Origin of the sequence: Pantoea dispersa (genome assembly GCF_014155765.1) — a bacterium.
Lineage (GTDB): Bacteria > Pseudomonadota > Gammaproteobacteria > Enterobacterales > Enterobacteriaceae > Pantoea > Pantoea dispersa.
The window spans coordinates 490,721-514,652 of sequence record NZ_SCKT01000001.1; the positions used below are offsets into that span (position 1 = coordinate 490,721).

Annotated in this window: 27 protein-coding genes and 1 other annotated feature; of the genes, 9 read left to right on the forward strand and 18 right to left on the reverse strand. The window is 57.3% G+C overall.

The features are described from left to right. Positions 1 to 41: 41 nt before the first annotated feature. The 14 genes from H7K56_RS02340 to H7K56_RS02405 all read right to left on the reverse strand — a co-directional run bounded on the left by H7K56_RS02340 (position 42) and on the right by H7K56_RS02405 (position 12,383). Positions 42 to 785 carry an EAL domain-containing protein gene (locus tag H7K56_RS02340; RefSeq protein ID WP_021506240.1) on the reverse strand — a complete coding sequence of 248 codons (744 nt, stop codon included), beginning with the start codon at positions 783 to 785 and terminating at the stop codon, positions 42 to 44. Positions 786 to 1,100: 315 nt separating this feature from the next. Beyond that, positions 1,101 to 1,559, reverse strand: a complete 459-nt coding sequence (locus H7K56_RS02345) for an NlpC/P60 family protein (protein WP_021506241.1) — start codon at positions 1,557 to 1,559, stop codon at positions 1,101 to 1,103. Positions 1,560 to 1,623: 64 nt separating this feature from the next. Beyond that, positions 1,624 to 2,370: a vitamin B12 ABC transporter ATP-binding protein BtuD gene (btuD, locus tag H7K56_RS02350; RefSeq protein WP_150361754.1), complete on the reverse strand. Its 747-nt coding sequence runs from the start codon at positions 2,368 to 2,370 to the stop codon at positions 1,624 to 1,626. Then, positions 2,370 to 2,915, reverse strand: coding sequence for a glutathione peroxidase (locus H7K56_RS02355; RefSeq protein WP_021506243.1), 546 nt, complete (start codon positions 2,913 to 2,915; stop codon positions 2,370 to 2,372). Before H7K56_RS02355 ends, btuD begins: the two co-directional genes overlap by 1 nt. Before the next feature lie 39 nt (positions 2,916 to 2,954). Continuing rightward, the gene (btuC, locus tag H7K56_RS02360; RefSeq protein ID WP_150361755.1) at positions 2,955 to 3,938 is read right to left on the reverse strand and encodes a vitamin B12 ABC transporter permease BtuC; all 984 of its coding nucleotides are present in this window, start codon (positions 3,936 to 3,938) and stop codon (positions 2,955 to 2,957) included. A 133-nt stretch (positions 3,939 to 4,071) separates the two neighbouring features. Beyond that, positions 4,072 to 4,374, reverse strand: coding sequence for an integration host factor subunit alpha (ihfA, locus tag H7K56_RS02365; RefSeq protein ID WP_021506246.1), 303 nt, complete (start codon positions 4,372 to 4,374; stop codon positions 4,072 to 4,074). Positions 4,375 to 4,378: 4 nt separating this feature from the next. Further along, positions 4,379 to 6,766: a phenylalanine--tRNA ligase subunit beta gene (pheT, locus tag H7K56_RS02370; protein ID WP_150361756.1), complete on the reverse strand. Its 2,388-nt coding sequence runs from the start codon at positions 6,764 to 6,766 to the stop codon at positions 4,379 to 4,381. A gap of 14 nt (positions 6,767 to 6,780) precedes the next feature. Next, positions 6,781 to 7,764 (reverse strand): phenylalanine--tRNA ligase subunit alpha, encoded by a 984-nt coding sequence (gene pheS, locus H7K56_RS02375; protein WP_021506248.1) that lies wholly within the window; start codon positions 7,762 to 7,764, stop codon positions 6,781 to 6,783. A gap of 71 nt (positions 7,765 to 7,835) precedes the next feature. Beyond that, positions 7,836 to 7,961 (reverse strand) — a sequence feature (Phe leader region). Beyond that, entirely contained in the window at positions 7,912 to 7,956 is a 45-nt protein-coding gene (gene pheM / locus H7K56_RS02380; RefSeq protein ID WP_121626058.1) for a pheST operon leader peptide PheM, read from the reverse strand. It overlaps the preceding feature by 45 nt. 115 nt (positions 7,962 to 8,076) lie before the next feature. Further along, positions 8,077 to 8,433, reverse strand: a complete 357-nt coding sequence (rplT, locus tag H7K56_RS02385; RefSeq protein ID WP_010616241.1) for a 50S ribosomal protein L20 — start codon at positions 8,431 to 8,433, stop codon at positions 8,077 to 8,079. A 169-nt stretch (positions 8,434 to 8,602) separates the two neighbouring features. Next, a complete protein-coding gene (gene rpmI, locus H7K56_RS02390) occupies positions 8,603 to 8,800 on the reverse strand; it encodes a 50S ribosomal protein L35 (protein ID WP_006118955.1) in 198 nt (65 codons plus the stop codon). A 99-nt stretch (positions 8,801 to 8,899) separates the two neighbouring features. Next, positions 8,900 to 9,442 carry a translation initiation factor IF-3 gene (gene infC, locus H7K56_RS02395; RefSeq protein WP_058757673.1) on the reverse strand — a complete coding sequence of 181 codons (543 nt, stop codon included), beginning with the start codon at positions 9,440 to 9,442 and terminating at the stop codon, positions 8,900 to 8,902. A 4-nt stretch (positions 9,443 to 9,446) separates the two neighbouring features. Next, the gene (gene thrS / locus H7K56_RS02400; protein WP_150361757.1) at positions 9,447 to 11,375 is read right to left on the reverse strand and encodes a threonine--tRNA ligase; all 1,929 of its coding nucleotides are present in this window, start codon (positions 11,373 to 11,375) and stop codon (positions 9,447 to 9,449) included. A gap of 246 nt (positions 11,376 to 11,621) precedes the next feature. Continuing rightward, positions 11,622 to 12,383 carry a DUF481 domain-containing protein gene (locus H7K56_RS02405; protein WP_031279185.1) on the reverse strand — a complete coding sequence of 254 codons (762 nt, stop codon included), beginning with the start codon at positions 12,381 to 12,383 and terminating at the stop codon, positions 11,622 to 11,624. 332 nt (positions 12,384 to 12,715) lie between these two features. Between H7K56_RS02405 and ghoS the strand changes: the two genes are divergently transcribed. Further along, complete coding sequence (gene ghoS, locus H7K56_RS02410) at positions 12,716 to 13,006, forward strand: type V toxin-antitoxin system endoribonuclease antitoxin GhoS (protein ID WP_058776251.1); 291 nt, start codon at positions 12,716 to 12,718, stop codon at positions 13,004 to 13,006. A gap of 90 nt (positions 13,007 to 13,096) precedes the next feature. Next, positions 13,097 to 13,990, forward strand: a complete 894-nt coding sequence (locus H7K56_RS02415) for a fructosamine kinase family protein (RefSeq protein ID WP_058757671.1) — start codon at positions 13,097 to 13,099, stop codon at positions 13,988 to 13,990. A gap of 4 nt (positions 13,991 to 13,994) precedes the next feature. On the opposite strand, the gene H7K56_RS02420 is transcribed toward H7K56_RS02415, so the two are convergent. Beyond that, complete coding sequence (locus H7K56_RS02420; protein WP_021506254.1) at positions 13,995 to 14,531, reverse strand: YniB family protein; 537 nt, start codon at positions 14,529 to 14,531, stop codon at positions 13,995 to 13,997. A 144-nt stretch (positions 14,532 to 14,675) separates the two neighbouring features. On the opposite strand from H7K56_RS02420, the gene hxpB reads away from it, so the two are divergent. The 4 genes from hxpB to H7K56_RS02440 all read left to right on the forward strand — a co-directional run bounded on the left by hxpB (position 14,676) and on the right by H7K56_RS02440 (position 18,294). After that, on the forward strand, positions 14,676 to 15,344 hold the full coding sequence (gene hxpB, locus H7K56_RS02425; protein ID WP_150361758.1) for a hexitol phosphatase HxpB: 669 nt from the start codon (positions 14,676 to 14,678) through the stop codon (positions 15,342 to 15,344). 201 nt (positions 15,345 to 15,545) lie between these two features. Continuing rightward, the gene (locus H7K56_RS02430) at positions 15,546 to 16,133 is read left to right on the forward strand and encodes a metal-dependent hydrolase (protein WP_150361759.1); all 588 of its coding nucleotides are present in this window, start codon (positions 15,546 to 15,548) and stop codon (positions 16,131 to 16,133) included. A 186-nt stretch (positions 16,134 to 16,319) separates the two neighbouring features. Further along, positions 16,320 to 17,711 carry an L-cystine transporter gene (locus H7K56_RS02435; protein WP_021506257.1) on the forward strand — a complete coding sequence of 464 codons (1,392 nt, stop codon included), beginning with the start codon at positions 16,320 to 16,322 and terminating at the stop codon, positions 17,709 to 17,711. 196 nt (positions 17,712 to 17,907) lie between these two features. Then, complete coding sequence (locus H7K56_RS02440) at positions 17,908 to 18,294, forward strand: DUF6515 family protein (RefSeq protein ID WP_150361760.1); 387 nt, start codon at positions 17,908 to 17,910, stop codon at positions 18,292 to 18,294. A 54-nt stretch (positions 18,295 to 18,348) separates the two neighbouring features. On the opposite strand, the gene osmE is transcribed toward H7K56_RS02440, so the two are convergent. After that, positions 18,349 to 18,684 carry an osmotically-inducible lipoprotein OsmE gene (osmE, locus tag H7K56_RS02445; protein WP_021506259.1) on the reverse strand — a complete coding sequence of 112 codons (336 nt, stop codon included), beginning with the start codon at positions 18,682 to 18,684 and terminating at the stop codon, positions 18,349 to 18,351. 192 nt (positions 18,685 to 18,876) lie between these two features. On the opposite strand from osmE, the gene H7K56_RS02450 reads away from it, so the two are divergent. From H7K56_RS02450 to cho, 3 genes are all read left to right on the forward strand, one after another. Continuing rightward, positions 18,877 to 20,067 (forward strand): multidrug effflux MFS transporter, encoded by a 1,191-nt coding sequence (locus tag H7K56_RS02450; protein ID WP_058785642.1) that lies wholly within the window; start codon positions 18,877 to 18,879, stop codon positions 20,065 to 20,067. A gap of 117 nt (positions 20,068 to 20,184) precedes the next feature. Then, a complete protein-coding gene (gene nadE, locus H7K56_RS02455) occupies positions 20,185 to 21,012 on the forward strand; it encodes an NAD(+) synthase (protein WP_150361761.1) in 828 nt (275 codons plus the stop codon). A gap of 111 nt (positions 21,013 to 21,123) precedes the next feature. Beyond that, positions 21,124 to 21,984 carry an excinuclease Cho gene (gene cho, locus H7K56_RS02460; RefSeq protein WP_150361762.1) on the forward strand — a complete coding sequence of 287 codons (861 nt, stop codon included), beginning with the start codon at positions 21,124 to 21,126 and terminating at the stop codon, positions 21,982 to 21,984. A 78-nt stretch (positions 21,985 to 22,062) separates the two neighbouring features. On the opposite strand, the gene spy is transcribed toward cho, so the two are convergent. Together spy and astE are read right to left on the reverse strand one after the other, a co-directional pair. After that, on the reverse strand, positions 22,063 to 22,557 hold the full coding sequence (spy, locus tag H7K56_RS02465) for an ATP-independent periplasmic protein-refolding chaperone Spy (RefSeq protein WP_021506263.1): 495 nt from the start codon (positions 22,555 to 22,557) through the stop codon (positions 22,063 to 22,065). Between the two features lie 334 nt (positions 22,558 to 22,891). Further along, complete coding sequence (astE, locus tag H7K56_RS02470; RefSeq protein WP_150361763.1) at positions 22,892 to 23,887, reverse strand: succinylglutamate desuccinylase; 996 nt, start codon at positions 23,885 to 23,887, stop codon at positions 22,892 to 22,894. Between the last annotated feature and the right edge of the window lie 45 nt (positions 23,888 to 23,932).

Sequence of the window (23,932 nt, forward strand, 5' to 3'; positions counted from 1 at the left end):
CGTAGTCTACCGTCGGGGTGACGGAGAAGACAGATGAAAGGTTACTGCTGTGAAGGCGTGGTGAGCGTGACGTGCGGATAGATGAGATCGCTTAACCGTTCCGCTTTAACCACCGGGAACAGACTACCCTGCAGCTGCGCGCCGCTCAGGGAACTGACTTTCTCCAGCAGGGCATTATCGTCAACGCCACAAATAATTATTTGCGGGGCGTAAGCGGAAAAATTATCGATAACAGTCTGAATAAATGGCGTAAATGAGGCACGTTTCGCCAGCGCATGAATAAACGCTTTGTCCATTTTTAACACGCTAAACAGATTTTCGTATACTGCCGTAGCCGGTGCTTTTCCTGCCCCAAATTGAGAAAGCGATAAGCGAAATTCCTGTTGCAGGCGTGCTAACAGCGGCTGCTTTTTGCCAGCAGATAATTGCGGAAACGTTTCACTGATATCCAAAACAATAAAGGGAAGTTGTTTAAATTTCCTTAAGAGAAACTCACTGGCCAATAGCGTCGTGGCCATAGATTCATCAATACGAACCAGCGCGATAATTTGATGTAACTCAAAAAAGTCACGGTACTTTTCCAGCAGCACTAACTGGCTCTGCAGCAAACGTAATTGCTGGGCATCGTCAAGCTGCGGCAACAGCAAGTCCTGCGGCAGCGTAATCGGCGCACTGTCATGAACAAACTGGGTGACCAGCTCAACCGCAGTCAGCTGGCCCGCCAGAGAATAGGCAGGATAAAACCAGGTTTCCGACTGATAGTCGGCAGATAAATGGACTTTCATTTTTTACAGCCAGATGCAGTGGCAATTGGCGCATCGTATATCAATGAAAACGGTCAGGCAATAGGACCAAACGTTAGAAGAGACGCCGTTTTCTGTCTAATTACCGACTTTTCTGCATCAAATAATACTTAAGCCAAATGATCCAGGTTAATGTCCATACTGATTAAATTCACTGACGTCTATTTTTAGTCGCAAACCCGATTGCGGTAAAGTGCCATTTTAAATGAGAGTTATATCTGGCGGAAAAAACAAATAAATCGGATCAAAACCCATCTGATTATTACGCCTTTTTTTAACACTAATGGGTTAAGCGGATTAGATGCGACGCGCCTGCCAGAATACTTTGCGCCAGTAAACATTATCCAGCGAGGAGCGGATCACGCCCTGGCTGGTGGAGGCGTGAATGAAGGTATTGTCGGTGTCATAGATGCCTACGTGCAGACCATTTTCGCCGCTGCCGGTTTTGAAAAATACCAGGTCGCCGGGCAGCAGATCGCTTTTATCGATGCGCGTACCGATATCAGTCTGATCAATCGTTGAGCGCGGCAGCTGCAGGTCAAAGCGGTCACGAAAGGTCAGGTAGACAAAACCCGAGCAATCCACGCCACCGCGGCTTAACCCGCCATAGCGATAAGGCGTACCGCGCCAGCGGCTGAGCTGATCGTTAAGTTGCGCAATCACGGTGATGGAGTCAGACAGACGGCCATTGGGCGGCGGCGCATGATGGCTACAGCCCGCCAGCAGCAACACGAGGAGAAACAGGGTCAGCCGCATCAGAATAGTCCTTAAAAACGTCGTCCGGCTGACACTGTAGCGACAAAGCGGCGCGGCGCGCAAGTCAGGGAAGATAAAGCAGCGGCCCCTGTGGCGTCTCCAGCTGCACGAATTCGGCCTGATAAAGCGGTTCCAGTCGCCCGGCAGTCAGCACCTCGCGCGCCCCGCCCTGACTGACTACGCGGCCCTGATGCATCAGCCAGACGCGGTCGGCATGGCGCAGGCTGTGGTTGAGATCGTGTCCGCTGGCGACAATGGCGATGCCGGCCTCGCTGAGCTGCAACAGCAGCTTATCCACCGCGCGCTGCTGTGCGATGTCGAGCGCGGTGAGCGGCTCATCCAGAATCAGTAACGCACCGCGCGGATTAATTGCCGGATGGATCTGCAGCACCACCGCCGCCAGGCGCACCCGCTGCCACTCACCGCCGGAGAGCTGCGCCAGCGGACGCGTCAGCTTGTCCTGCAAGCCAAGCTGCAGCAGCAGGTCAGTGAGCGTCGCCTGCGCGTTATCGCCGCCCGGCGGGCTGTGCAGCCGCAGATAGTGCCACACCGGCAGCGCCGCAGGCGCCGGCTGCTGCTGGGGGAGCCAGGCGCGCTGCTGCGCCAGTGCGGCACCCGACCAGTTTCGCAGCGGCTGGCCGGCCAGCGTCAGCTGCCCTTCGGCGTCGAGCAGGCCAGCGAGCGCGGTCAGCAGCGTGCTCTTCCCGGCGCCGTTAGGGCCGACCACGTGCACGCGCTCACCGCGGCAGAGCGTCAGCTCCCCAGCGCTCAGCCGTCCGGGCACGCGCAGGTCGTGGCACTGCAGCAGCATTACGCCGCCAGCGCCTGCTCAATGCGCTTCAGAATGATCGGATCGTCCGGCGTCATGTCCGGCGAGAAGCGCGCGATCACCTCACCCTGTTTATTGATGAGGAATTTTTCGAAATTCCACAGGATATCGCCCGGCGCTTTTGGCGCGCGGCCTTTGCTCTCCATGCGCTCAAGGAAACCGCTGCCTGCCGGGCGTTCGGCTTCCGGCTGCGCGGCGACCAGCTGACGGTACAGTGGATGCCGCTGCTCGCCGTTGACGTCCGTTTTGTCGAACAGCGGGAAGGTTACGCCGTACGTGGTGCTGCAGAAGGTTTTGATCTCTTCATTGCTGCCCGGTTCCTGCTCGAGAAACTGATTGCAGGGGAAGCCCAGCACGCTGAAATCTTTGTCCTGCCAGGCCTTCTGCAGCGACTCCAGCTGTTCATACTGCGGCGTCAGGCCGCATTTTGATGCTACGTTAACCACCAGCAGCACCTTGCCCTGATACTGTGCCAGCGTGGTTTTTTCACCGTCCAGCGTAACCAGTTCTGTCTGATAAAGGCTCATCGTCGATTCCCGTTGTTGATTGCACTGTGCCAGCCGCAGCTAGCGCGAAGACTTTACTAATAACATGATAAACAGCGGCGCGCCGAGCGTGGCAGTGACCACCCCAATCGGCAGCTCGGCTGAGGTGAGCACCAGCCGTGCCAGAATGTCCGCCCCCAGCAGTACCGCCGCGCCCGCCAGCGCCGCGGCCGGCAGCAGGTAGCGATGATCGCTCAGGCCGCTGAGGCGCAGCAGATGGGGGATAACCAGTCCGACAAATCCAATCGCACCGGCCATCGCCACGCTGACGCCCACCAGCCAGCCCATCGCCAGCACCAGCAGATTACGCCACAGCAGCAGTGGCAGGCCGAGCTGCCGCGCCGACACCTCCCCCAGCGCCAGCAGATTAAGCGTCCGGGCACTGGCCAGCAGCGCCAGCGTCACCGGCAGCAGCGCCAGCATCATCCAGCCGTAGCGCCAGTCGATACCGCTAAATCCACCCATCATCCAGTACATCAGCTGGCGCAGATCGAGGCTAGTGCTAAAGTACACCGCCCACGTCATGATGGCGCTACAGATAATGCCGAGCGCCACGCCGGTCAGCAGCAGACGGCTGACCGACAGCTGACGATGGGCAAAATGCAGCAGGATCAGCGTGATCAGCAGCGCGCCCGCCATCGCTGCCAGCGCCAGGCTCCACAGTGCGCCGTTACCCAGCAGCACCGCCAGCACCAGGCCGATGCCGGCGCCGTTCGATACGCCCAGCAGCCCGGGCTCCGCCAGCGGATTGTTGAACAGCGCCTGCATCACCACGCCGCAGACTGCCAGCGCCGCGCCCACCAGCAGCACCGCCAGGGTGCGCGGCAGGCGAAGCTGCCAGACGAACAGATCGCCGCTGGCAGAAAACCATTGCAGCGGAGAAATCCAGCTGTCGCCCGTGCACAGACTGAGCACCAGCAGCAGCAGCACTGCGGCAGTAAGCGCGCCGAGCCAGCGCCGGCTGCGACGGTCGGCCTGTTGGGCCAGCTGATCCAGCAGAGTCATAAGTAAGATTGGCTGAGAAAACAGAGATTTGATTGTAGAGAGATTACGCTAAAAAGAAAGCCGCGCCTGCAGCGTGCTGCCGGGATTGCGCGCATAAAAAAGGCCGCTGAGCGGCCTTTTTGTCATACTGAAATCAGTCAGCATCCTTGGGTGACGCGTTCTCCACGCGACTTTTCAACTTCTGCCCCGGACGGAATGTCACCACGCGGCGGGCGGTGATTGGAATATCTTCCCCCGTCTTTGGGTTACGGCCCGGACGCTGGTTTTTGTCACGCAGATCAAAATTACCAAATCCGGACAGTTTTACCTGTTCTCCGTTTTCCAACGCGCGGCGAACTTCTTCGAAAAAAAGCTCTACCAACTCTTTGGCATCGCGTTTGCTCAACCCGAGTTTTTCAAACAGGTACTCTGACATTTCAGCTTTTGTAAGCGCCATAGGTTCAATCCCTCAAGGTTGCCTGGAATCGCTCTTTTAATGCTGCAACGCATTTGGCAACGGTCGCAGCAATCTCCTCTTCTTCGAGTGTCCGGCTGGTATCCTGCAAAATCAGGCTAATCGCGAGGCTCTTTTCACCCTCGTTTACGCCCTTACCACGGTACACGTCAAACAAGTTTACGCCAACTACCTGATTTACGCCAACTTTCTTACACTCCGCGATGATATCTGCTGCGGGCACATTTTCAGCCACTACCACAGCGATGTCACGGCGGTTTGCCGGGAAGCGTGAGATCTCGCGCGCGTCAGGCAGGACGCGGTCTGCGACCTTATTCCAAAGCAGTTCAAACACTAAGGTGCGGCCGTTAAGATCCAGCTTACGTTCCAGCTCCGGATGAACCACCCCGATAAATCCGATTCGTTCGCCGGCTAAATAAATGCCTGCACTCTGTCCCGGATGCAGCGCCGGATTGGCTTCTGCACGGAACGAAATCGCGTCGAGTTTACCGGTCAAATCCAGCAGCGACTCTAAATCGCCTTTCAAATCATAGAAGTCAACCGTCTGGCGCGCCAGATCCCAGTGCTCTTCGTAGCGGTTACCGCTCAGCACGCCTGCCAGCATAAGATCCTGACGGATGCCGAGATCGGCCTGCGTATCAGGCACAAAGCGTAAACCGCTCTCAAACAGGCGCACGCGGCTCTGCTGACGGTTCTGGTTATACACCACGGCGCCGAGCAGACCGGTCCACAGCGACAGGCGCATCGCCGACATATCGCTGGAAATCGGGCTGGGCAGAATCAGCGCTTCTTCGCCCGGATGCAGCAGCTGCTGCACTTTCGGATCGACAAAGCTGTAGGTAATCGCTTCCTGATAGCCTTTATCCACCAGCAGGTTTTTGGCACGCTTCAGCGACAGATCGGCTTCACGGTGCTGGGTCATCAGCAGGCTGGCTTTCACCGGCACATCCGGAATGTTGTTGTAGCCGTATACGCGCGCCACTTCTTCGACCAGGTCTTCTTCGATGGCCATATCGAAGCGCCAGCTCGGGGCGACGGCCTGCCATTCGCCGTTGCCGACGGTGACGTCACAGCCGAGACGGGTCAGGATATCGGTCACCTGCTCATCCGCAATGACGTGGCCAATCAGGCGGTCCAGCTTCTCACGGCGCAGCGTAATGGTGGCGCGCGCCGGCAGTTTGCTGGCATCGGTCTGATCGATAACCGGGCCGGCTTCGCCGCCGCAAATCGCCAGCAGCAGCTGAGTGGCGCGCTCCAGCGCCTTATGCTGCAGCGCCGGATCGACACCGCGCTCGTAGCGGTGGGAAGCATCGGTATGCAGACCATGACGACGCGCACGACCGGTGATCGCCAGCGGATCGAAGAAGGCGCACTCAAACAGTACGTTCTGCGTCGCTTCGTTAACGCCGGAGTGCTCACCGCCGAAGATGCCCCCCATCGCCAGCGCTTTGTAGTGATCAGCAATCACCAGCGTATCGCTATGGAGGGTCGCTTCGCTGCCGTCGAGCAGCGTCAGGGTTTCCCCCTCTTTCGCCATGCGCACCACGATACCGCCGTCAATGCGGTCGAGATCGAAGGCGTGCATCGGCTGGCCGAGCTCCAGCAGCACGTAGTTAGTGATATCCACTACCGGATCGATCGAGCGGATACCGCAGCGGCGCAGTTTTTCGCGCATCCACAGCGGCGTTTCTGCTTTCACGTTTACGCCTTTTACCACGCGGCCCAGGTAGCGCGGGCAGGCATCGGTGGCGTCAACACGAATCGGGAAGGTGTCGCTAATGGTGGCTTTAACCGGCTCGATGACCGGCGCCTGCAGCGGCAGGCTATTGATCACCGCCACGTCACGCGCGATACCGATGATGCCCAGACAGTCGGCACGGTTCGGCGTCACGCTGATTTCGATGGTGTTGTCATCCAGCTGCAGGTACTGGCGAATATCGGTGCCCACCGGCGCATCGGCTGGCAGCTCGATAATACCGTTGTGATCGTCAGAAATCCCCAGCTCGGAGAACGAGCACAGCATGCCTTCTGACGGCTCACCGCGCAGTTTTGCCGCTTTGATTTTGAAATCGCCCGGCAGTACCGCACCAACGGTCGCCACCGCCACTTTCAGCCCCTGACGGCAGTTTGGCGCGCCGCAGACGATATCCAGCAGGCGATCGCCACCGACGCTGATTTTGGTGACGCGCAGTTTGTCGGCGTTCGGGTGCTGGCCGCACTCCACCACTTCACCCACCACAACGCCATGAAACGCGCCTGCCACCGGGTCGACGCCGTCGACTTCCAGACCGGCCATGGTGATTTGCTCAGACAGCGCGGCGCTGTCCAGGGCTGGATTTACCCATTCGCGTAACCAGAGTTCACTGAATTTCATTGGATAACCTGCCCTTATTTAAATTGTTTGAGGAAACGTAAATCGTTTTCGAAGAAGGCGCGCAGATCGGTCACACCGTAGCGCAGCATGGTCAGACGCTCCATGCCCATACCGAAGGCGAAGCCGGAGTAGATTTCCGGATCGATGCCCACGTTGCGCAGTACGTTCGGATGCACCATGCCGCAGCCCAGCACTTCCAGCCATTTGCCGTTTTTACCCATCACGTCCACTTCCGCTGACGGTTCGGTGAACGGGAAATAGGACGGGCGGAAGCGAATCTGCAGGTTCTCTTCGAAGAAGTTGTTCAGGAAGTCATGCAGCGTGCCTTTCAGATTGGTGAAGCTGATGTCTTTATCGACAATCAGACCTTCCATCTGATGGAACATCGGGGTGTGCGTCTGATCGTAATCGTTACGGTAAACGCGGCCCGGCGCGATGATACGAATCGGCGGCTGCTGATTTTTCATGGTGCGGATCTGCACGCCGGAAGTCTGGGTGCGCAGCAGGCGCGTGGCATCGAACCAGAAGGTGTCGTGATCGGCGCGCGCCGGGTGATGCCCCGGAATATTCAGCGCATCAAAGTTGTGATAATCGTCTTCAATTTCCGGACCGGTCGCCACCGCGAAACCCAACTCGCCGAAAAAGGTTTCGATACGATCGATGGTGCGGGTCACCGGATGCAGACCGCCGTTCTCGATACGGCGTCCCGGCAGCGACACGTCGATAGTCTCTGCCGCCAGGCGGGCATTCAGCGCCGCGCTTTCCAGCGTATCTTTACGCGCGTTGAGACGGTCCTGTACCTGCTGTTTGGCGTCGTTGATGACCGCACCGGCCGCCGGGCGCTCTTCCGCCGGCAGTTCACGCAGGGTGGTCATTTGCAGCGTCAGGTGCCCTTTTTTACCCAGAAATTCGACGCGCACGGCGTCCAGGGCGGCGATATCCGACGCCTCGTCGATGGCGGCCGTGGCACGGGCCACCAGGTCTGCGAGTTGGGACATGATTTCCTCTTCTTCCAGCCGGGCTGGTCAGTTCTCGTTGGGATCGTGCGATCCGATTAAGTGTCGCCGGAAACAAAAAAGCCTCCACGAGGGAGGCTTTCAGCGCGATTTTTCGTTTCTTTTCTTATGCGCAAAAGCCCCTGACGATCAGGCGCTAAAGTAAAAAAAGAAACGGAAAATAGCAGCGTGCATGCTTGCGTTACCTTGTCTTGATAGAAACCGCACTATTGAAATGCCCTGCGGCTAAAATGTCAATCATTTGCGTGGGTTGCAGGCAATAAAAAAGGGAGCAAGCTCCCTTTTTTACCTGACTTACGCCAGAGCTGATTTTGCTTTTTCAACCAGTGCAGTGAATGCCACTTTGTCGAATACAGCGATGTCAGCGAGGATTTTACGGTCGATTTCAATGGACGCTTTTTTCAGGCCATTGATGAAACGGCTGTAAGAGATACCGTTCTGACGCGCCGCAGCGTTGATACGTGCGATCCACAGCTGACGGAACTGACGCTTACGCTGACGACGGTCGCGGTAAGCATACTGACCAGCTTTGATAACAGCCTGGAAGGCAACGCGGTAAACACGTGAACGTGCACCATAGTAGCCTTTAGCTTGTTTTAAGATTTTCTTGTGACGTGCGCGAGCAATTACACCACGTTTTACGCGAGCCATGTGAGCTCTCCTATATCATATTCTGTGATTTCCCCATCATCTCTCGTGCCGCAGTGGCGTTGGCTGCCTTCATTCATCCCAGTCACTTACTGATGTAAGCTCCAGGATTCATTCCGTTGCCACCTGACTGCAACCCGAAATCTATCGGGGAATTTAAAAAAGGGTTAACTTATGCGTACGGCAGGCAGGCAACAACCAGACCCAGATCGCCTTTAGACACCATGCCTTTTGGACGCAGGTGACGTTTACGCTTAGTAGACTTTTTAGTCAGAATATGACGCAGGTTTGCGTGCTTACGCTTGAAGCCGCCAGAAGCGGTCTTCTTGAAGCGCTTTGCGGCGCCACGTACAGTTTTAATCTTTGGCATTTTTACAAATATCCACTTCGCATTGTTAATAAAATGAACCAGACAGGCGAATAAAAATCCGCGCAGCGCGAACGCTACGCGGCATTATTACTTGAAAGCCTACTGTTTCTTCTTAGGTGCGAGCACCATAATCATCTGGCGGCCTTCGATCTTCGTCGGGAAGGATTCGACCACTGCCAGTTCATTCAGATCTTCTTTCACGCGGTTAAGCACTTCCATACCGATCTGTTGGTGCGCCATCTCACGACCACGGAAACGCAGCGTGATTTTGGCTTTATCGCCCTCTTCCAGAAAACGAATCAGGCTGCGGAGTTTTACCTGATAGTCGCCTTCATCGGTACCAGGACGGAATTTGATTTCCTTGACCTGGATAACTTTTTGCTTCTTCTTCTGTTCCTTAGAAGATTTGCTCTTTTCATAAAGGAACTTGCCGTAATCCATAATGCGGCAAACCGGCGGTTCGGCGTTCGGGCTAATTTCAACTAAATCTACGCCAGCTTCTTCTGCTTTCTCAATCGCTTCGCGCAGTGAGACAATGCCAAGTTGCTCGCCATCTACGCCAGTTAAGCGCACTTCGGTGGCACGGATTTCGCCGTTGATACGGTTCGGACGCGTCGGTTGTACTCGTTTTCCGCCTTTAATAACCTTATTCCTCTAATTGGTGAAGATGTCGGCTGCGAATCTCTTGTTGCAGCTTCTCAACAAACACATCTACGTCCATGCTCCCGAGGTCTTTACCACGGCGGGTGCGCACGGCAACTTTGCCTGCTTCCACCTCTTTCTCACCGCAGACCAGCATGTAAGGGACGCGACGTAATGTGTGCTCGCGGATTTTAAAGCCTATCTTCTCGTTTCTCAAGTCTGCTTTGACACGAATGCCAGCATTCTGCAATTTCTTCGTCAATTCACTGACATATTCTGCCTGGCCGTCGGTGATATTCATCACCACTGCCTGTACCGGCGCCAGCCAGCTCGGGAAGAAACCAGCGAACTCTTCGGTCAGAATCCCGATGAAGCGCTCCATCGAACCCAGAATCGCACGGTGAATCATCACTGGCGTCTGACGATCGTTGGTTTCGCCCACGTAGGTGGCGTCCAGACGTTTCGGCAGGGAGAAGTCTAGCTGAACGGTGCCGCACTGCCAGGCGCGGTCAAGACAATCGTGCAGCGTAAACTCAATTTTCGGGCCGTAGAAGGCGCCTTCACCCGGCTGATATTCGAACGGAATGTTGTTCTCTTTCAGCGCTTCGGCGAGGTCCACTTCGGCACGATTCCACATCTCATCGCTGCCAATGCGCTTCTCAGGGCGCGTCGACAGTTTCACCACGATTTTTTCAAAACCGAAGGTGCTGTACATGTCATAGACCATGCGGATGCAGCTGTTCACTTCATCACGCACCTGATCTTCAGTACAGAAGATATGGGCATCATCCTGGGTAAAGCCGCGCACGCGCATCAGACCGTGCAGCGCACCTGACGGTTCGTTACGGTGACAGCTACCGAACTCCGCCATACGCAGCGGCAGGTCGCGGTACGATTTCAGACCCTGGTTAAAGATCTGCACGTGACCCGGACAGTTCATCGGTTTGATGCAGTACTCACGGTTCTCGGAAGAGGTGGTGAACATCGCTTCTTTGTAGTTGTCCCAGTGCCCGGTTTTTTCCCACAGCACGCGGTCCATCATGAACGGACCTTTCACTTCCTGGTAGTCGTACTCTTTAAGCTTGGTGCGCACAAACACTTCCAGCTCGCGGAAGATAGTCCAGCCGTCATTGTGCCAGAATACCATACCCGGTGCTTCTTCCTGCATATGGTAGAGATCGAGCTGCTTACCGATTTTACGGTGATCGCGCTTCGCGGCCTCTTCCAGACGCTGCAGATACGCCGCCAGCTGTTTCTTATCTGCCCAGGCCGTACCGTAAATACGCTGCAGCATTTTGTTGTCGCTGTTGCCGCGCCAGTAGGCTCCGGAGATTTTCTGCAGTTTAAAATGATGGCAGAAACGCATATTCGGCACGTGCGGACCGCGGCACATGTCGATGTATTCTTCATGGTGATACAGGCCAGGACGATCGTCATGGCTGATGTTTTCGTCGAGAATAGTGGTTTTGTAGCTTTCGCCCCGCGCGGCAAACACGTCACGCGCTTCCTGCCAGCTCACCTTCTTCTTCACGACGTCGTAATTGGTCTCAGCCAGCTGGTGCATGCGCTTTTCCAGCAGCTCAAGATCTTCCTGGGTCAGCGTATGGTCGAGATCGACATCATAATAGAAGCCGTTATCGATAACCGGACCGATGGCCATTTTGGTATTCGGCCACAGCTGTTTGATCGCATGCCCTAACAGGTGCGCACAGGAGTGACGAATAATTTCCAGACCGGCTTCATCTTTCGCGGTGATGATAGCGACCTGCGCATCGCTGGTGATCGGATCAACCGCATCCACCAGTTCGCCATTGACGCGACCGGCAATGCAGGCTTTCGCCAGACCCGGACCGATATCCAGCGCAATGTCCATCACGCTGACCGGACGGTCAAATACGCGCTGGCTGCCATCAGGAAGAGTAATTACTGGCATTTCATATCCTTAATTGCAGTGGTAAGCCACACGAAAGCCTACATGCAACACTGAGTTTTGTTTGGTTAACCTGGCGCGATGTCAGACCCACACTGTCGGAATGACGCCAGGCGCGTAAAGCGGCAACGATGATAACAGCTTTCCGCAGTGAGCAAAACCCGCGAAGAAATGCGCTAAGCCAAAGAGAGATCAAAAAAAACCGCCGCGCGGCACAGGCCGGGCGACGGTGTAACAATGCGCTCTGGTTTACATCGCGTAAGAGAGCTGGACCGTGGTTTTGGTGTCGGTACGGTCTGGCGCAGATTCTGGCGGATTGTTATTCCAGGTGACGTTGTAGCCCAGTTTCAGCGCGAAGTGGTCGTTGATCGCCACCTGCAGTGCGGTTTCGGAGTTCAGCGTGGTGTCTTCACCAAAGCTGCTCAGCACCGACACACCCTGGATAAATTTGGTGGTGTCAGTCAGCTGCCACTGATAGCTCAGCGCGCCGTAGCCCAGTGCTTTGGTTTCGTGGCCGCCATCGTGGAAGTCATCGTAACGTACACCCGGACCGAATTCAGCACGCAGCGAGTGCACCGGACCGTTGAGGATCTGACGACCATAACCGGCGGTCAGGACATCGCGTGAATCATAACCGTTCAGGCGGTCGCTCAGCCAGCTCGCCTGACCGAACAGGTAGTCAGCGCTGTTGAGGTTGTAACGGCTACGGCCACCGATGTTATAGGTTTCCGACGAGCGCTCATCGTTGGATGAGGTATTCGCGGCGTTACCCCACAGGCTGTACGCCGTTGAGGTCTGATACCAGGTCATGCTGGTTGACGCGGTCAGCGATGAGCTGGTGGTGTTACCGGTCTGTGCCAGGTAACCGGCTGACGCGGTGCCTTCAAACGGTTTTTTTGCCGTAGAAGGGTCATCCATTGAGGTGAAGACAGCGTTATCTGCAAAGGCCTGGTGACAAAATGCTCCGGCGGAGAGCAACAAAACAGCGGACAGCTTATTGAAGGCTTTCATTAAAAGGTAACCCGTACGACAGTTGAAAAAGAGATGAGTCTGGAGAATTTTCCCGGGCAATCAATGCAATTTACGGTAAGTTTTGTAAAAAAGTATGAAAGCACCAGAATCGCCAGGTTTTGCGCTGGCACCGCGTGTGGATTGGGAATCTTCCCATTTCCGGCGCGCATTATAGGCGGCAAATAACCAAATATCAGCTTAAATGCTACAAGAATTTTCTGGCGCCCCTGACAGGACTTTACGCTGTGCGCCGCCGGGTGATTGTGCAGAATTCGCTCTATCGCAGGCGCTGGTCTACGCTGAAATCTGTTCGATAACAATGAGGTGAAAAGATGGGCGATCATGATCTCAAGCGTTACGTTGTCACCTTCCGTTATCAGGAAAGGGGTCTTGGCGATCTGCAGGCGCTGAATAGCGCGATGGTTAACGGCGGTTACAGCACCACATTACACGATGCGGACGGCCATCCGCACGAGCTGGGCACTAACAGCTTTGGCATTGTCAGTGCGCTGGAGGAGCAGGCGCTGGCGGAACACGCCGCCGGGCTGGCGGCAGTGGCGCTTGATCAGCAGCCGGATGCTGATGTCACCACGCTGGAAGCGTTTCTCAAAGCGCAAGCCTGACGCAATCCGCAAATTGCGCATTGCCGCTGGAGTTGTGCAAGTTTTGCGCGTTACAATCGACCTTACGCAGCGAATAAAGAGGATTACCCGATGTGGTCAGCCATTAGTCGTCTGTTAAGCGAGTACGCCGGCGATGCCGAAATCACGGAACGTCATGAGTTGCCCGGTGGCGATATTCATCCGGCGTGGCGCCTGCGCTACGGTGAGCTGGAGGTGTTCGTCAAATGCAACACGCGCGACATGCTGACGCTGTTCAGCTGGGAAGCCGACCAGCTTGATCTGCTGGCGCGTACCCACACGGTGCGCGTGCCGAAGGTCTACGGCGTCGGTAACGATCGTGACACCAGCTTTCTGCTGCTGGAATACATTCCCCCGCAGCCACTCGACGCCCAAAGCGCATTCCAGCTCGGCCAGCAGCTGGCCCATCTGCACCAGTGGAGCGAGCAACCGCAGTTTGGTCTCGACTTCGACAACAACATCACCACCACGCCGCAACCCAACAGCTGGTTACGCAAATGGTCGGTGTTTTTCGCCGAACAGCGCATTGGCTGGCAGCTGCAGCTGGCGGCGGAGAAAGGCGTGCACTACGGTGACATGGAGTTGATCGTGGATTGCGTGCAGCGCAGCCTCGCTAATCACCATCCGCAACCGTCGTTACTGCATGGTGATTTGTGGCCAGCCAACTGCGCCGGCAGCGCCAGCGGCCCGTGGCTGTTCGATCCCGCCTGCTACTGGGGCGATCGCGAATGCGACCTGGCGATGCTCAGCTATTACGCCGATCTGCCGCGCCAGATTTATGAAGGGTATCATGCGGTGTGGCCGCTGCCGGAAGGCTTCTCGCAGCGTCAGCCGGTGTATCAGCTCTACTATCTGCTAAACCGCGCCAACGTCTTTGGCGGCAACTGGGCCGGCGAAGCGCAGTTCGCTATCGGCCAGTTGCTGGAGGAGGATGCGCTGGGCCAGCGCCAGGTCAGACCGGCCTGACGCTTTACAGCATGCCGAGCAGTTTCAACACGAAGTAACCGGCCACGGCGATGATCACCGGCAGAATATACAGCGGAAAAATCTGCAGCAAAATGGTGTGGCGCGGCACATGGATTTTCTCTTCCAGCTGCGCCCGCGTGCGCCCTTCGCTGCCCTTCGCCTGTTCCAGGATCATCTGGTCTTCAATGCCTTCTTTGATATGGCGCGCCTGACGCCACATGCGTGCGCCCGAGGCCTGCAAAGCGATGCCCACGAATATCAGGATATAGATCAGCCAGAAGCCAATATTGGCCCCGCCGTTGAATTCCGGCACCGGCGAATTGTTCCAGAACACATTGAGAAACGGCGTGTTGAACTTAATCATATCCACCATCACATGCACGAAGTCGAGCATCACGGCGTCGATGCCGGGCTGCTTTTCGCTGTGTTTAAACATGAAGCCTAAGATGGAGATAAGGGTGGATAACAGCGCCGGGATAAAAATCACCCAGCCAGCCACTCGCTTGAGGATGGCGATGCGGCCAGCCTGTTGATACGTCATGGTGTCTTCCCTTCACAAACAGTAGTTTTGCCCTAAGTCTACCTGCACTACAGCAAATTTTCCTGAAAAATGCGTAACCTGCCGTAAGTCGGTTTTCGCCGCCGCCCATGTTAAGGTAGGGCAAACTGTCAATGGAGCTGTTGTATGACCTATCGTCGCCCTGTGCTGGCCGCTATTTTTGATATGGATGGCTTACTGATTGATTCTGAACCGCTATGGGATCGCGCCGAGCTGGAGGTGTTTGCCAGCCTGAATGTGGATATTAGCCGCCGCCACGAGCTGCCGGATACGCTCGGCCTGCGCATCGATCAAACCGTACGCATGTGGTACGAAGCGCTGCCGTGGAACGGGCCGGATCAGGCCGAAGTCACTCAGCGCATTATTGCCCGCGCGCTGGCGCTGGTCGAAGAGACGCGGCCGCTGTTGCCCGGCGTTGAGCAGGCGCTGCAGCTGTGTCAGCAACAGGGCATGGCGATTGCGCTGGCCTCGGCGTCTCCGCTGGCGATGCTGGAACGCGTGCTGGAGATGTTCAATCTGCGTCACTACTTTAGCGCCCTCGCTTCGGCTGAAGCGCTGCCTTACAGCAAACCGCATCCGCAGGTGTATCTGGATGCTGCGGCAAAGCTGGGGGTTGATCCGCTCAACTGCGTGGCGCTGGAAGACTCGTTCAACGGCATGATCGCCAGCAAAGCCGCGCGCATGCGTTCCATTGTGGTGCCTGCCGCCGAACATCGCCACGATGCGCGCTGGGCACTGGCCAATGTGCAACTGGAAAACCTGACGCAGCTGCAGGCGGAACATCTATTTAACTGATCGGTGTACATCGCGCGTTACGCCTGGCGGATGGTTCGCCCGGTTGCCAGGTGCAAAAGTAAGCCAGACCGTTAATTTCCCGCGCTTTTTTCAGGCGCGGGTCAGCAAAAAATTCACTCTTCGTTACAGCGTCACCGTTCTCATTTACTGGATAAATCCCTATACTGGATGCATCGACAGTTTTTGCAGCCAGGTTCCATCATGACGGCCGAAGGCCATATCATTTTTGCCATCGCCAGTGCGATATTTGCCAAACGCACCGAACTGACGCCGGTGATGGCCAGTGCCGACTGGTGGCATCTGGTGCCGGCTGCGCTGCTGACCTGCCTGCTGCCGGATATCGATCACCCTAAATCGGTGCTGGGCCAGCGACTAAAGTGGCTATCGCAGCCGATAGCCCGCGCTTTTGGCCATCGCGGCTTTACCCATAGCCTGCTGGCGGTGGCGGTCAGCCTTTGGTTGTTTCAGATTAACGTGCCGGCTGACTGGTTCCTGCCAGCGGATGTCCTGCAGGGCATGACGCTCGGCTATCTGAGCCACATTGTCGCCGATATGCTGACGCCCGCCGGCGTGCCGCTGCTGTGGCCGTGCCGCTGGCGCTTCCGCCTGCCTTTACTGAACAGTCAGAAAGGCAATCAGCTGGAACGTGCGCTGTGCCTGGCGCTGGTGGGTTACGCGCTGTGGTTTCCGCCGGGTATGCCGTCGTTTGGCGCCAACGGCTGGCCGGAGCAGCTGTTCAATAATCTGCAGAACGGCATTGGCCGGCTGGTGAACGGCAGTACGCGCTGAAGTGTTTTTCCTTTTGCCAGCGATTGCTGAAATAATCGCCTTAAATTCCATTTAGTTATAACCCAGACGATTTAGATATATTGTTCCCGCAGGGCCAACTGGTACCATGCCGCGACAGTTACAGAGGATCCCTCTGCTATTTTCGGTTACGCGGCGCGATCGCGTGGCGACCTTCAGGAGTTAACAATGAATATTCCTCTGATCATCAATATCGTGGCATTTGTCGCGCTGCTGATTGCGCTAAACCGCGTCGGCAACCAGAGCTGGAGCCTGTCGAAGCGCGTGCTGACCGGCCTGGTGCTGGGGGTGATCTTTGGCCTGGCACTGCAGGCCATTTATGGCGAAAACAGCCCGGTGGTGAAAGAGTCGATTGGCTGGTTTAACATCGTCGGTAACGGCTATGTTCAGCTGCTGCAGATGATTGTCATGCCACTGGTGTTTGCCTCGATTCTCAGTGCGGTCGCGCGGCTGCATAACGCCTCGTCGCTGGGCAAAATCAGCGTGCTGACCATCGGCGTGCTGCTGTTCACCACCGCCATTTCCGCGCTGGTGGGCGTGCTGGTAACCGGTCTGTTCCACCTGAGTGCGGAAGGCCTGGTACAGGGCGCGCAGGAAACCGCGCGTCTCAGCGCCATCCAGAGCAACTACGTCGGTAAAGTCGCCGATCTGAGTACGCCGCAGCTGCTGCTCTCCTTTATCCCGAAAAACCCGTTTGCCGATCTGGCCGGTGCCAATCCGACGTCGATCATCAGCGTAGTGATTTTCGCCGCCTTCCTCGGCGTGGCGGCACTGCAGCTGCTGAAAGATGACAAAGCCAAAGGCGAGCGCGTGCTGGTGGCGATCGATACCCTGCAATCCTGGGTCATGAAGCTGGTGCGTCTGATCATGAAGCTGACGCCGTACGGCGTGCTGGCGCTGATGACCAAAGTGGTTGCCGGTTCCAACCTGCAGGACATTATCAAGCTGGGCGGTTTCGTGGTGGCCTCGTATCTCGGCCTCGCGATTATGTTTGGCGTCCACGCGCTGCTGCTGTCGATCAACGGTATCAACCCGCTGCGCTTCTTCCGTAAAGTCTGGCCGGTGATCACCTTCGCTTTCACCAGCCGCTCCAGCGCCGCCAGTATTCCGCTGAACGTGGAGACACAGACGCGCCGTCTGGGCGTACCGGAATCCATCGCCAGCTTCTCGGCCTCGTTTGGCGCGACTATCGGCCAGAACGGCTGTGCCGGCCTCTACCCCACCATGCTGGCGGTGATGGTAGCGCCGACCGTGGGCATCAACCCGTTTGACCCGGTATGGATCGCCACGCTGGTCGGTATTGTCACGCTGAGCTCAGCCGGTGTGGCGGGCGTCGGTGGCGGCGCGACTTTTGCCGCGCTGATCGTCCTGCCGGCGATGGGACTGCCGGTCACGCTGGTGGCATTGCTGATCTCCATCGAACCGCTGATTGATATGGGCCGTACCGCGCTCAACGTTAACGGCTCGATGACCGCCGGTTCACTGACCAGCCGCTGGCTGGGTATGACCGACAAAAAAGTGCTGGAGAGCGACGAACACGCGGAACTGGCGCACCGCTAATTAACCCGTTTTCCCGTAACGGCAGGCCGCAAAGCCTGCCGTTTTTTTTGCCGTTTTCTGCACTTTTTTCCGCAATCATGGCGCTAACGTCAGGAAAACGTTAAGCATGGTAAACGGAGGCAAAATCGACGGTTTTTTGCTTGAGTTTGCGCGCTGAAAGGCGAATGCTGCGGGGAGTTACCGCAGGAGAACCCTCATGAGAAACGTTATCGCCTCAATGCTGGCGTTAACCCTGATAGCGCCAACCGTAAGTTTTGCTCATCCGTATGGCTGGGGGCCGGGCCCCGGCCCGCACTGGGGTGGTCCGGGACCCCGCTGGGGCCATCCCGGACCGCTGCGTTTTCTGCCGGAGGCCGCGACCGCCGTGCTGATTGGCGGACTGACCTACTATCTGCTGAACGGTAGCTACTACCAGCGGCAGGGCGATACCTACGTGGTGGTCCAGCCACCGGATGGCCCACCGGCCAGCGCCATGCGCGTTCTGGATTACAACGGCAAACGCTATTACGTGCAGGATGGTCACTACTATCAGCGCGAGATCAGCGGCAGCTACACTGAGGTGCCGCGGCCGTATGGGCTGTAAGCGCACAAAGAAAAACGGCCCGTCTGAGACGGGCCGTTTGTTATTCTGCTGCCGTTACTGCGCGGCTTGCGGATCGGTATCGTAATCCTTACAGCTCTGGAAGCCGTAGTTCATGACGCGACCGGTGTCGTTATAGCTCACAAAGTAAGTCTGCTGTTTGCCATCACGCTCACCAATCACGTAGGTCTGGCAGGTACCCCGTGCGTGAACCATGGTGATTTCGGTTGACGCCGGTCCGGCAATCTGGCGCACCTGTTCACGCGTCATGCCTTTTTTCACATCCTTCACCACAGGCTTAGTCACGTAGCTTTCCGCACGATCGTAAGTTGTACAACCAGACAGGGCTGCCAGCGTCATAGCGGCAGCGATACATCCCAGCACTTTATTCATCTTGTTGTTCCTCATACTTTGTCCATGTCCCACTAAGCCTGGAACATAATTCCAGATTTATCAACTCAATGGCGGTGCTTTCGGTCAGTTCTGAAGCGTCAGGATTACGTAAAGATGCTGTGTTGCCGTCACCGGCTCCGTATAATCGCGGCGCAAGATACATCTTAAAGCCAAAAATAACACAGAGGATCAATGACACCTGCACACCCTAACCGGCTGGTTTATGCCATCACGCTCGGCCTGCTCGCCGCGCTCGGGCCGCTTTGTATCGATCTCTATCTGCCTGCCCTGCCTGAACTGGCGCGCGACCTCGGTAGCGAAACCGCCACCGCCCAGCTAAGTCTGACCGCCGGTCTGCTGGGGCTGGGCGCCGGACAGCTGCTGTTTGGTCCGATGAGCGATAAGTTTGGTCGTATTCGTCCGCTGCTGCTGTCGCTGGCGCTGCTGTTCATCGCCTCGATTGGCTGTGCGCTGGCAAAGGATATTCACGCTCTGCTGGTGGCACGCCTGTTTGAAGGGCTGGCCGGTGCCGGCGGCGCGGTGCTGTCGCGTGCCATTGCCCGCGATATGTATAGCGGCCATGAGCTGACGCGCTTTTTTGCCCTGCTGATGCTGGTGAATGGCCTGGCACCGATTGGTGCGCCGGTGCTGGGCGGTGCGCTGATGACGGTGCTGAACTGGCGCGGCATCTTTGTAGTGCTGGGCGCGATTGCCGTGCTGCTGATTCTGCTGGCGCGCTGGAAGCTGCGCGAAACCCTGCCGGCCGAACGCCGTAGCCAGGGATCGATCTTCTCCGCCTGGGCGGCGCTCGGCCAGGTCATCACCCACCGGCCGTTTATGGGCTTCTGCCTGACGCAGGGCTTCATGATGTCCGGCATGTTTGCTTATATCGGCGCCTCGCCGTTTGTACTGCAGCAGATTTACGGCCTGTCACCGCAGGCGTTCAGCTTGTGCTTTGCGGCGAACGGTATTGGCCTGGTGATTGCTTCCCAGACCAGCGCCCGGCTCTGTCCGCTGTGGGGCGAATATCGCGTGCTGAAGGGCGGCCTGACGCTGGCGTTTGTCGCCTCCAGCTGCCTGCTGCTGGCCGGCGTGAGCGGCGCGCCGCTGCCGCTGGTGCTGGTGGCGCTGTTCTTCACCATCGCCAGTAACGGCGTGATCGCCACCACCGCGTCATCGCTGGCGATGCAGAGCCAGGGCCACCGCGCCGGCAGCGCCTCGGCGGTGATCGGCGTTGCGATGTTCTCGCTCGGCGCGCTCAGCGTACCAATCACCGGCCTCGGCGGCACCTCGGTAATCAGCATGACCGCCACCATCTTTGGCTGCTTTATGCTGGCCATCGTGATGTTCATGCTGCTGGCGCAGAAACCAAAAAGCGCCTGAATTGCCAACAGAAACACCGGACAACAAGCCGTTCGGCTTGTTGTTTTTCTGCGGAGGCGTTAGCTTTAGCACATGATTCGCATTGTGCCGTCAGGCTACCGACTTGAGGAGAGGTTCATGTCACTGCAGCAGGAAATCATTCAGGCCCTGGGTGTTAAACCGGTTATCGACCCGCAGCAGGAGATCCGCGTCAGCGTCGATTTTCTGAAGTCCTATCTGAAAGCCCATCCGTTTATCAAAACCCTGGTGCTCGGCATCAGCGGCGGTCAGGACTCAACGCTGACCGGCAAGCTGGCGCAGACTGCCATTACTGAACTGCGTGAAGAGACCGGCGATCACGACTACAGCTTTATCGCCGTGCGCCTGCCGTATGGCGTGCAGGCTGACGAGCAGGATTGTCAGGATGCGCTGGCATTCATCCAGCCGGATCGCACGCTGGTGGTCAACATCAAAGAAGCGGTGCTGGCCAGCGAGCGCGCACTGCAGGAGGCGGGCATTGCCCTGTCGGATTTTGTGCGCGGCAACGAGAAAGCGCGCGAACGCATGAAAGCCCAGTACAGTATTGCCGGCATGACCAAAGGTGTCGTGGTCGGCACCGATCACGCCGCAGAAGCAGTGACCGGCTTCTTTACCAAGTACGGCGACGGCGGCAGCGACATCAACCCGATTTTCCGCCTCAACAAAGGCCAGGGCAAACAGCTGCTGAAAGCGCTCGGCTGCCCGGAACACCTCTATCTCAAACACCCCACCGCCGATCTGGAGGACGAGCGTCCCGGTCTGCAGGATGAAGTGGCGCTGGGCGTGACCTATCAGCAGATTGATGATTTCCTCGAAGGCAAAACCATCGACGCCGACGCGGCGAAAATCATTGAAGGCTGGTATACCAAAACCGAGCATAAACGTCGTCCGCCGATCACCGTGTTCGACGATTTCTGGAAGAAGTAATCCCTGCGGCTTCCCGCTCCCCTTGCGGGAAGCCTGCCTCTTCACGTCCCCGCTGGCGAGAAAACGCGCACGCTGATATACTGTATGCACAACCAGTAAGCGGAGCGTTCTTTGGTCAGACGAGCAAACCGCCATCGCCTCGAATTTGATGCGGCGGCTATCTATCAATATCCCGAACATCTGCGTCAGTGGCTGGAAGGCTTGCCTAATCAGCCGGGCGTTTACACTTTCCACGGTGATAACGACAACCTGCCGCTGTACATCGGCAAGAGTATCAACCTGCGCAGCCGGGTGATGGCCCATTTTCGCACGGCGGATGAAGCCAGCATGCTGCGCCAGGCGCGACGCGTCAGCTGGATCCCCACCGCCGGGGACGTGGGCGCACAGCTGCTCGAAGCGCAGATGATCAAAACACAGCAGCCGCTGTTCAATAAGCGCCTGCGCAAAAACCGCCAGCTGTGCTCGCTGCAGCTGGGCGATGGCGCACCGCAGGTGGTTTACGCGCGCGATCTCGATTTCTCCTCCTCGCCTGACCTGTACGGGCTATTCCGCAGCCGCTTTGCCGCGTTAGAGAAGCTGAAAAGCCTCGCCGATGAGCTGCGCCTGTGTCACGGCCTGCTGGGATTAGAGCGCCTGCAGCCGGGGCGCGGCTGTTTCCGCGCGGCGCTTAAACGCTGTGCCGGTGCCTGCTGCGGGGCGGAACCGCTGGCGGCGCATCAGCAGCGCCTGCTGACAGGGCTGGAGCAGCTGCGCGTGGTGTGCTGGCCGTGGCAGGGCCCGGTGGGTATGGTGGAGCGCGGGACGGAGATGACGCAGATTCACGTCATCGATCACTGGTTCTGGCTGGGATCGGTCAGCAGTGAGCAGGAAGCGCGTCAGCTGCAGCGTGCGCGTCACGGCTTCGACCATGACGGCTACAAAATTCTCTGCCGACCGCTGCTGTCCGGCGTTTATCCGCTGATTGAGCTGTAACGCAAAACCGCCGACGCTGCCCAAAGCAGCGTGTGCAATGGACAACGTCGGCGGTCTCAAACCGGTGAGCTAAACGGCTTATTCACCATCAGCCGGCGGTGGCGGCATTTTCCCGTCATGCGGGCCTTTTTCTGTCAGACGTTTCTCAAAGTTGGCGTTGTACTGCTTCTTCTGGTCTGGCGTCAGCACGTTATAGATCTTGTTCTGGGTTTCCAGCATCTTCAGCGCATGCTCTTTCGCATTGGCGCTCATTTTGTCTGCCTGCGCTTCTGCTTTGGCACGGTCAAAGGTGTCGGATGCGATGATGCTGTGGTTAGCACGACGCTCTTCCAGCGATGGACGCTTCATGTCTTTGTGGCTGTCACGCAGGATGTCGCGAATCTGGGTTTTCTGCGCGTCGGTCAGGTTGAGGTCTTTGAACATCATGTCCATGCCGTGGTGGCGCATCGGCTTGTGCATCGGTTTTTCACTGCCCGCTGGCGGCGGCGTCAGGTTGTCAGCCGCAGCATGGACGATATTGGCGGCACCGAAAGCCATTGCGGTAGCCAGAAACAGGGAGGTCAGTTTACGCATAATATTGTCCTTACTTTTCAGTTTAATGACGACAGCCTGTGTCGCGTCTTCGGAAACAAGCATACGACGCTGAACGTCAACTACTCAGAGGCTGAGTAAAGCCCTGCAAGCATAAAAGACAGTTATCGGGCAATCATGGAGAGATTGCGAAGAAATGCGTGAGGAATTGCAAAAGAGTATGACGATCAAGGGGAAAGCGCAGGAATTAAGGAGGAGTGTAATGGCTTTGTCGGTTTTGCGGAAGGGAAAATGTCGTTAATTTGCGCACGTTCTCTGCTCACCCGTGACCTCTCCCGTCACAGGGAGAGGAGGGATTGCCGGGTAAAGCTTTCGATTACAACTCCAGCGCCTGGGTCTGCTCACTCTCCTCCACCAGCATCAGCCCGGCGCGCAGGCCCGGTGCCACGTTGGGATTGGGGAACAGCACATATTCACGCGCCTGCTGCACGTAATAGCGCCGCTCACCCTCTTCCGCCAGCAGCGTGCCCTGCGGGAAAGCCGTGAAGTTGAGAGTTTCCGGGCCCATATGCAGAACAAACTGTTCGCCGTGCCGGGTGATTTGCTGCGCCACGCGGTAATGGCGCGGCGTTTCGCGCACCGCCGGCAGCGCCTCACCGTACAGCAGCGCCGCCAGCGCACGCTGCACGCCGCTGAACTGAGTAAGATCGTTCTCGCCAAACGGCAGCGCCTTTCCCAGCTCCAGCGTACAGCTGGCTGCCGCGTAGTGTTCACAGCTGAAGTGGGTAAAAGTACCGCCCGGCGCACGGTGGAACACCAGCGCTTCCAGTTCGGCCGCTGCCAGCCAGTGTAAAAAATCCGCAGGCCACGGCTGGCTGTTGAGCGGCATCACGCCAAAGCGCGTATGCCACGAACCGCGAATCGCGGTGTGCAAATCGAGATGCCAGCGAATTTCGTGATCGAGGCACTCACACCAGAAGTTCTCCAGCGCCTGCTCCAGCTGGAGCGCGCGCTGCGCCTCCGGTACGTCGGCCACCTGTTGCCAACGGCCACCGAACAGCCGGTTGATATCATAATGCTGGTAGCGTTTGCCGCTGCGCAGCGCCGCCGGGTTGCCGAGGATCACCAGCAGGCGCACGGCCAGCGGTTTTTCCCCCTGCAGCAGCGGCGTCAGCAACAGGTTGAGGATCTCCACCGGGGCGGTCTCGTTGCCGTGAATCCCGGCGGAGAGGACCAGCGCCTGCTGCGTGGGCGTATGCGGTGTCAGGGATAGTATGCCCTCATCATGCCACTGCCAGTGCAGGTGGGCGTTACTGCCCTGCCGCTGCGCGGGCGGCCTGCCTGACAGGGTTTGCTGTAAAAAGTCCTGCATGTTCACTCCTTTCTGACACAGGGGGCAACACATTTGCCCCCGGCG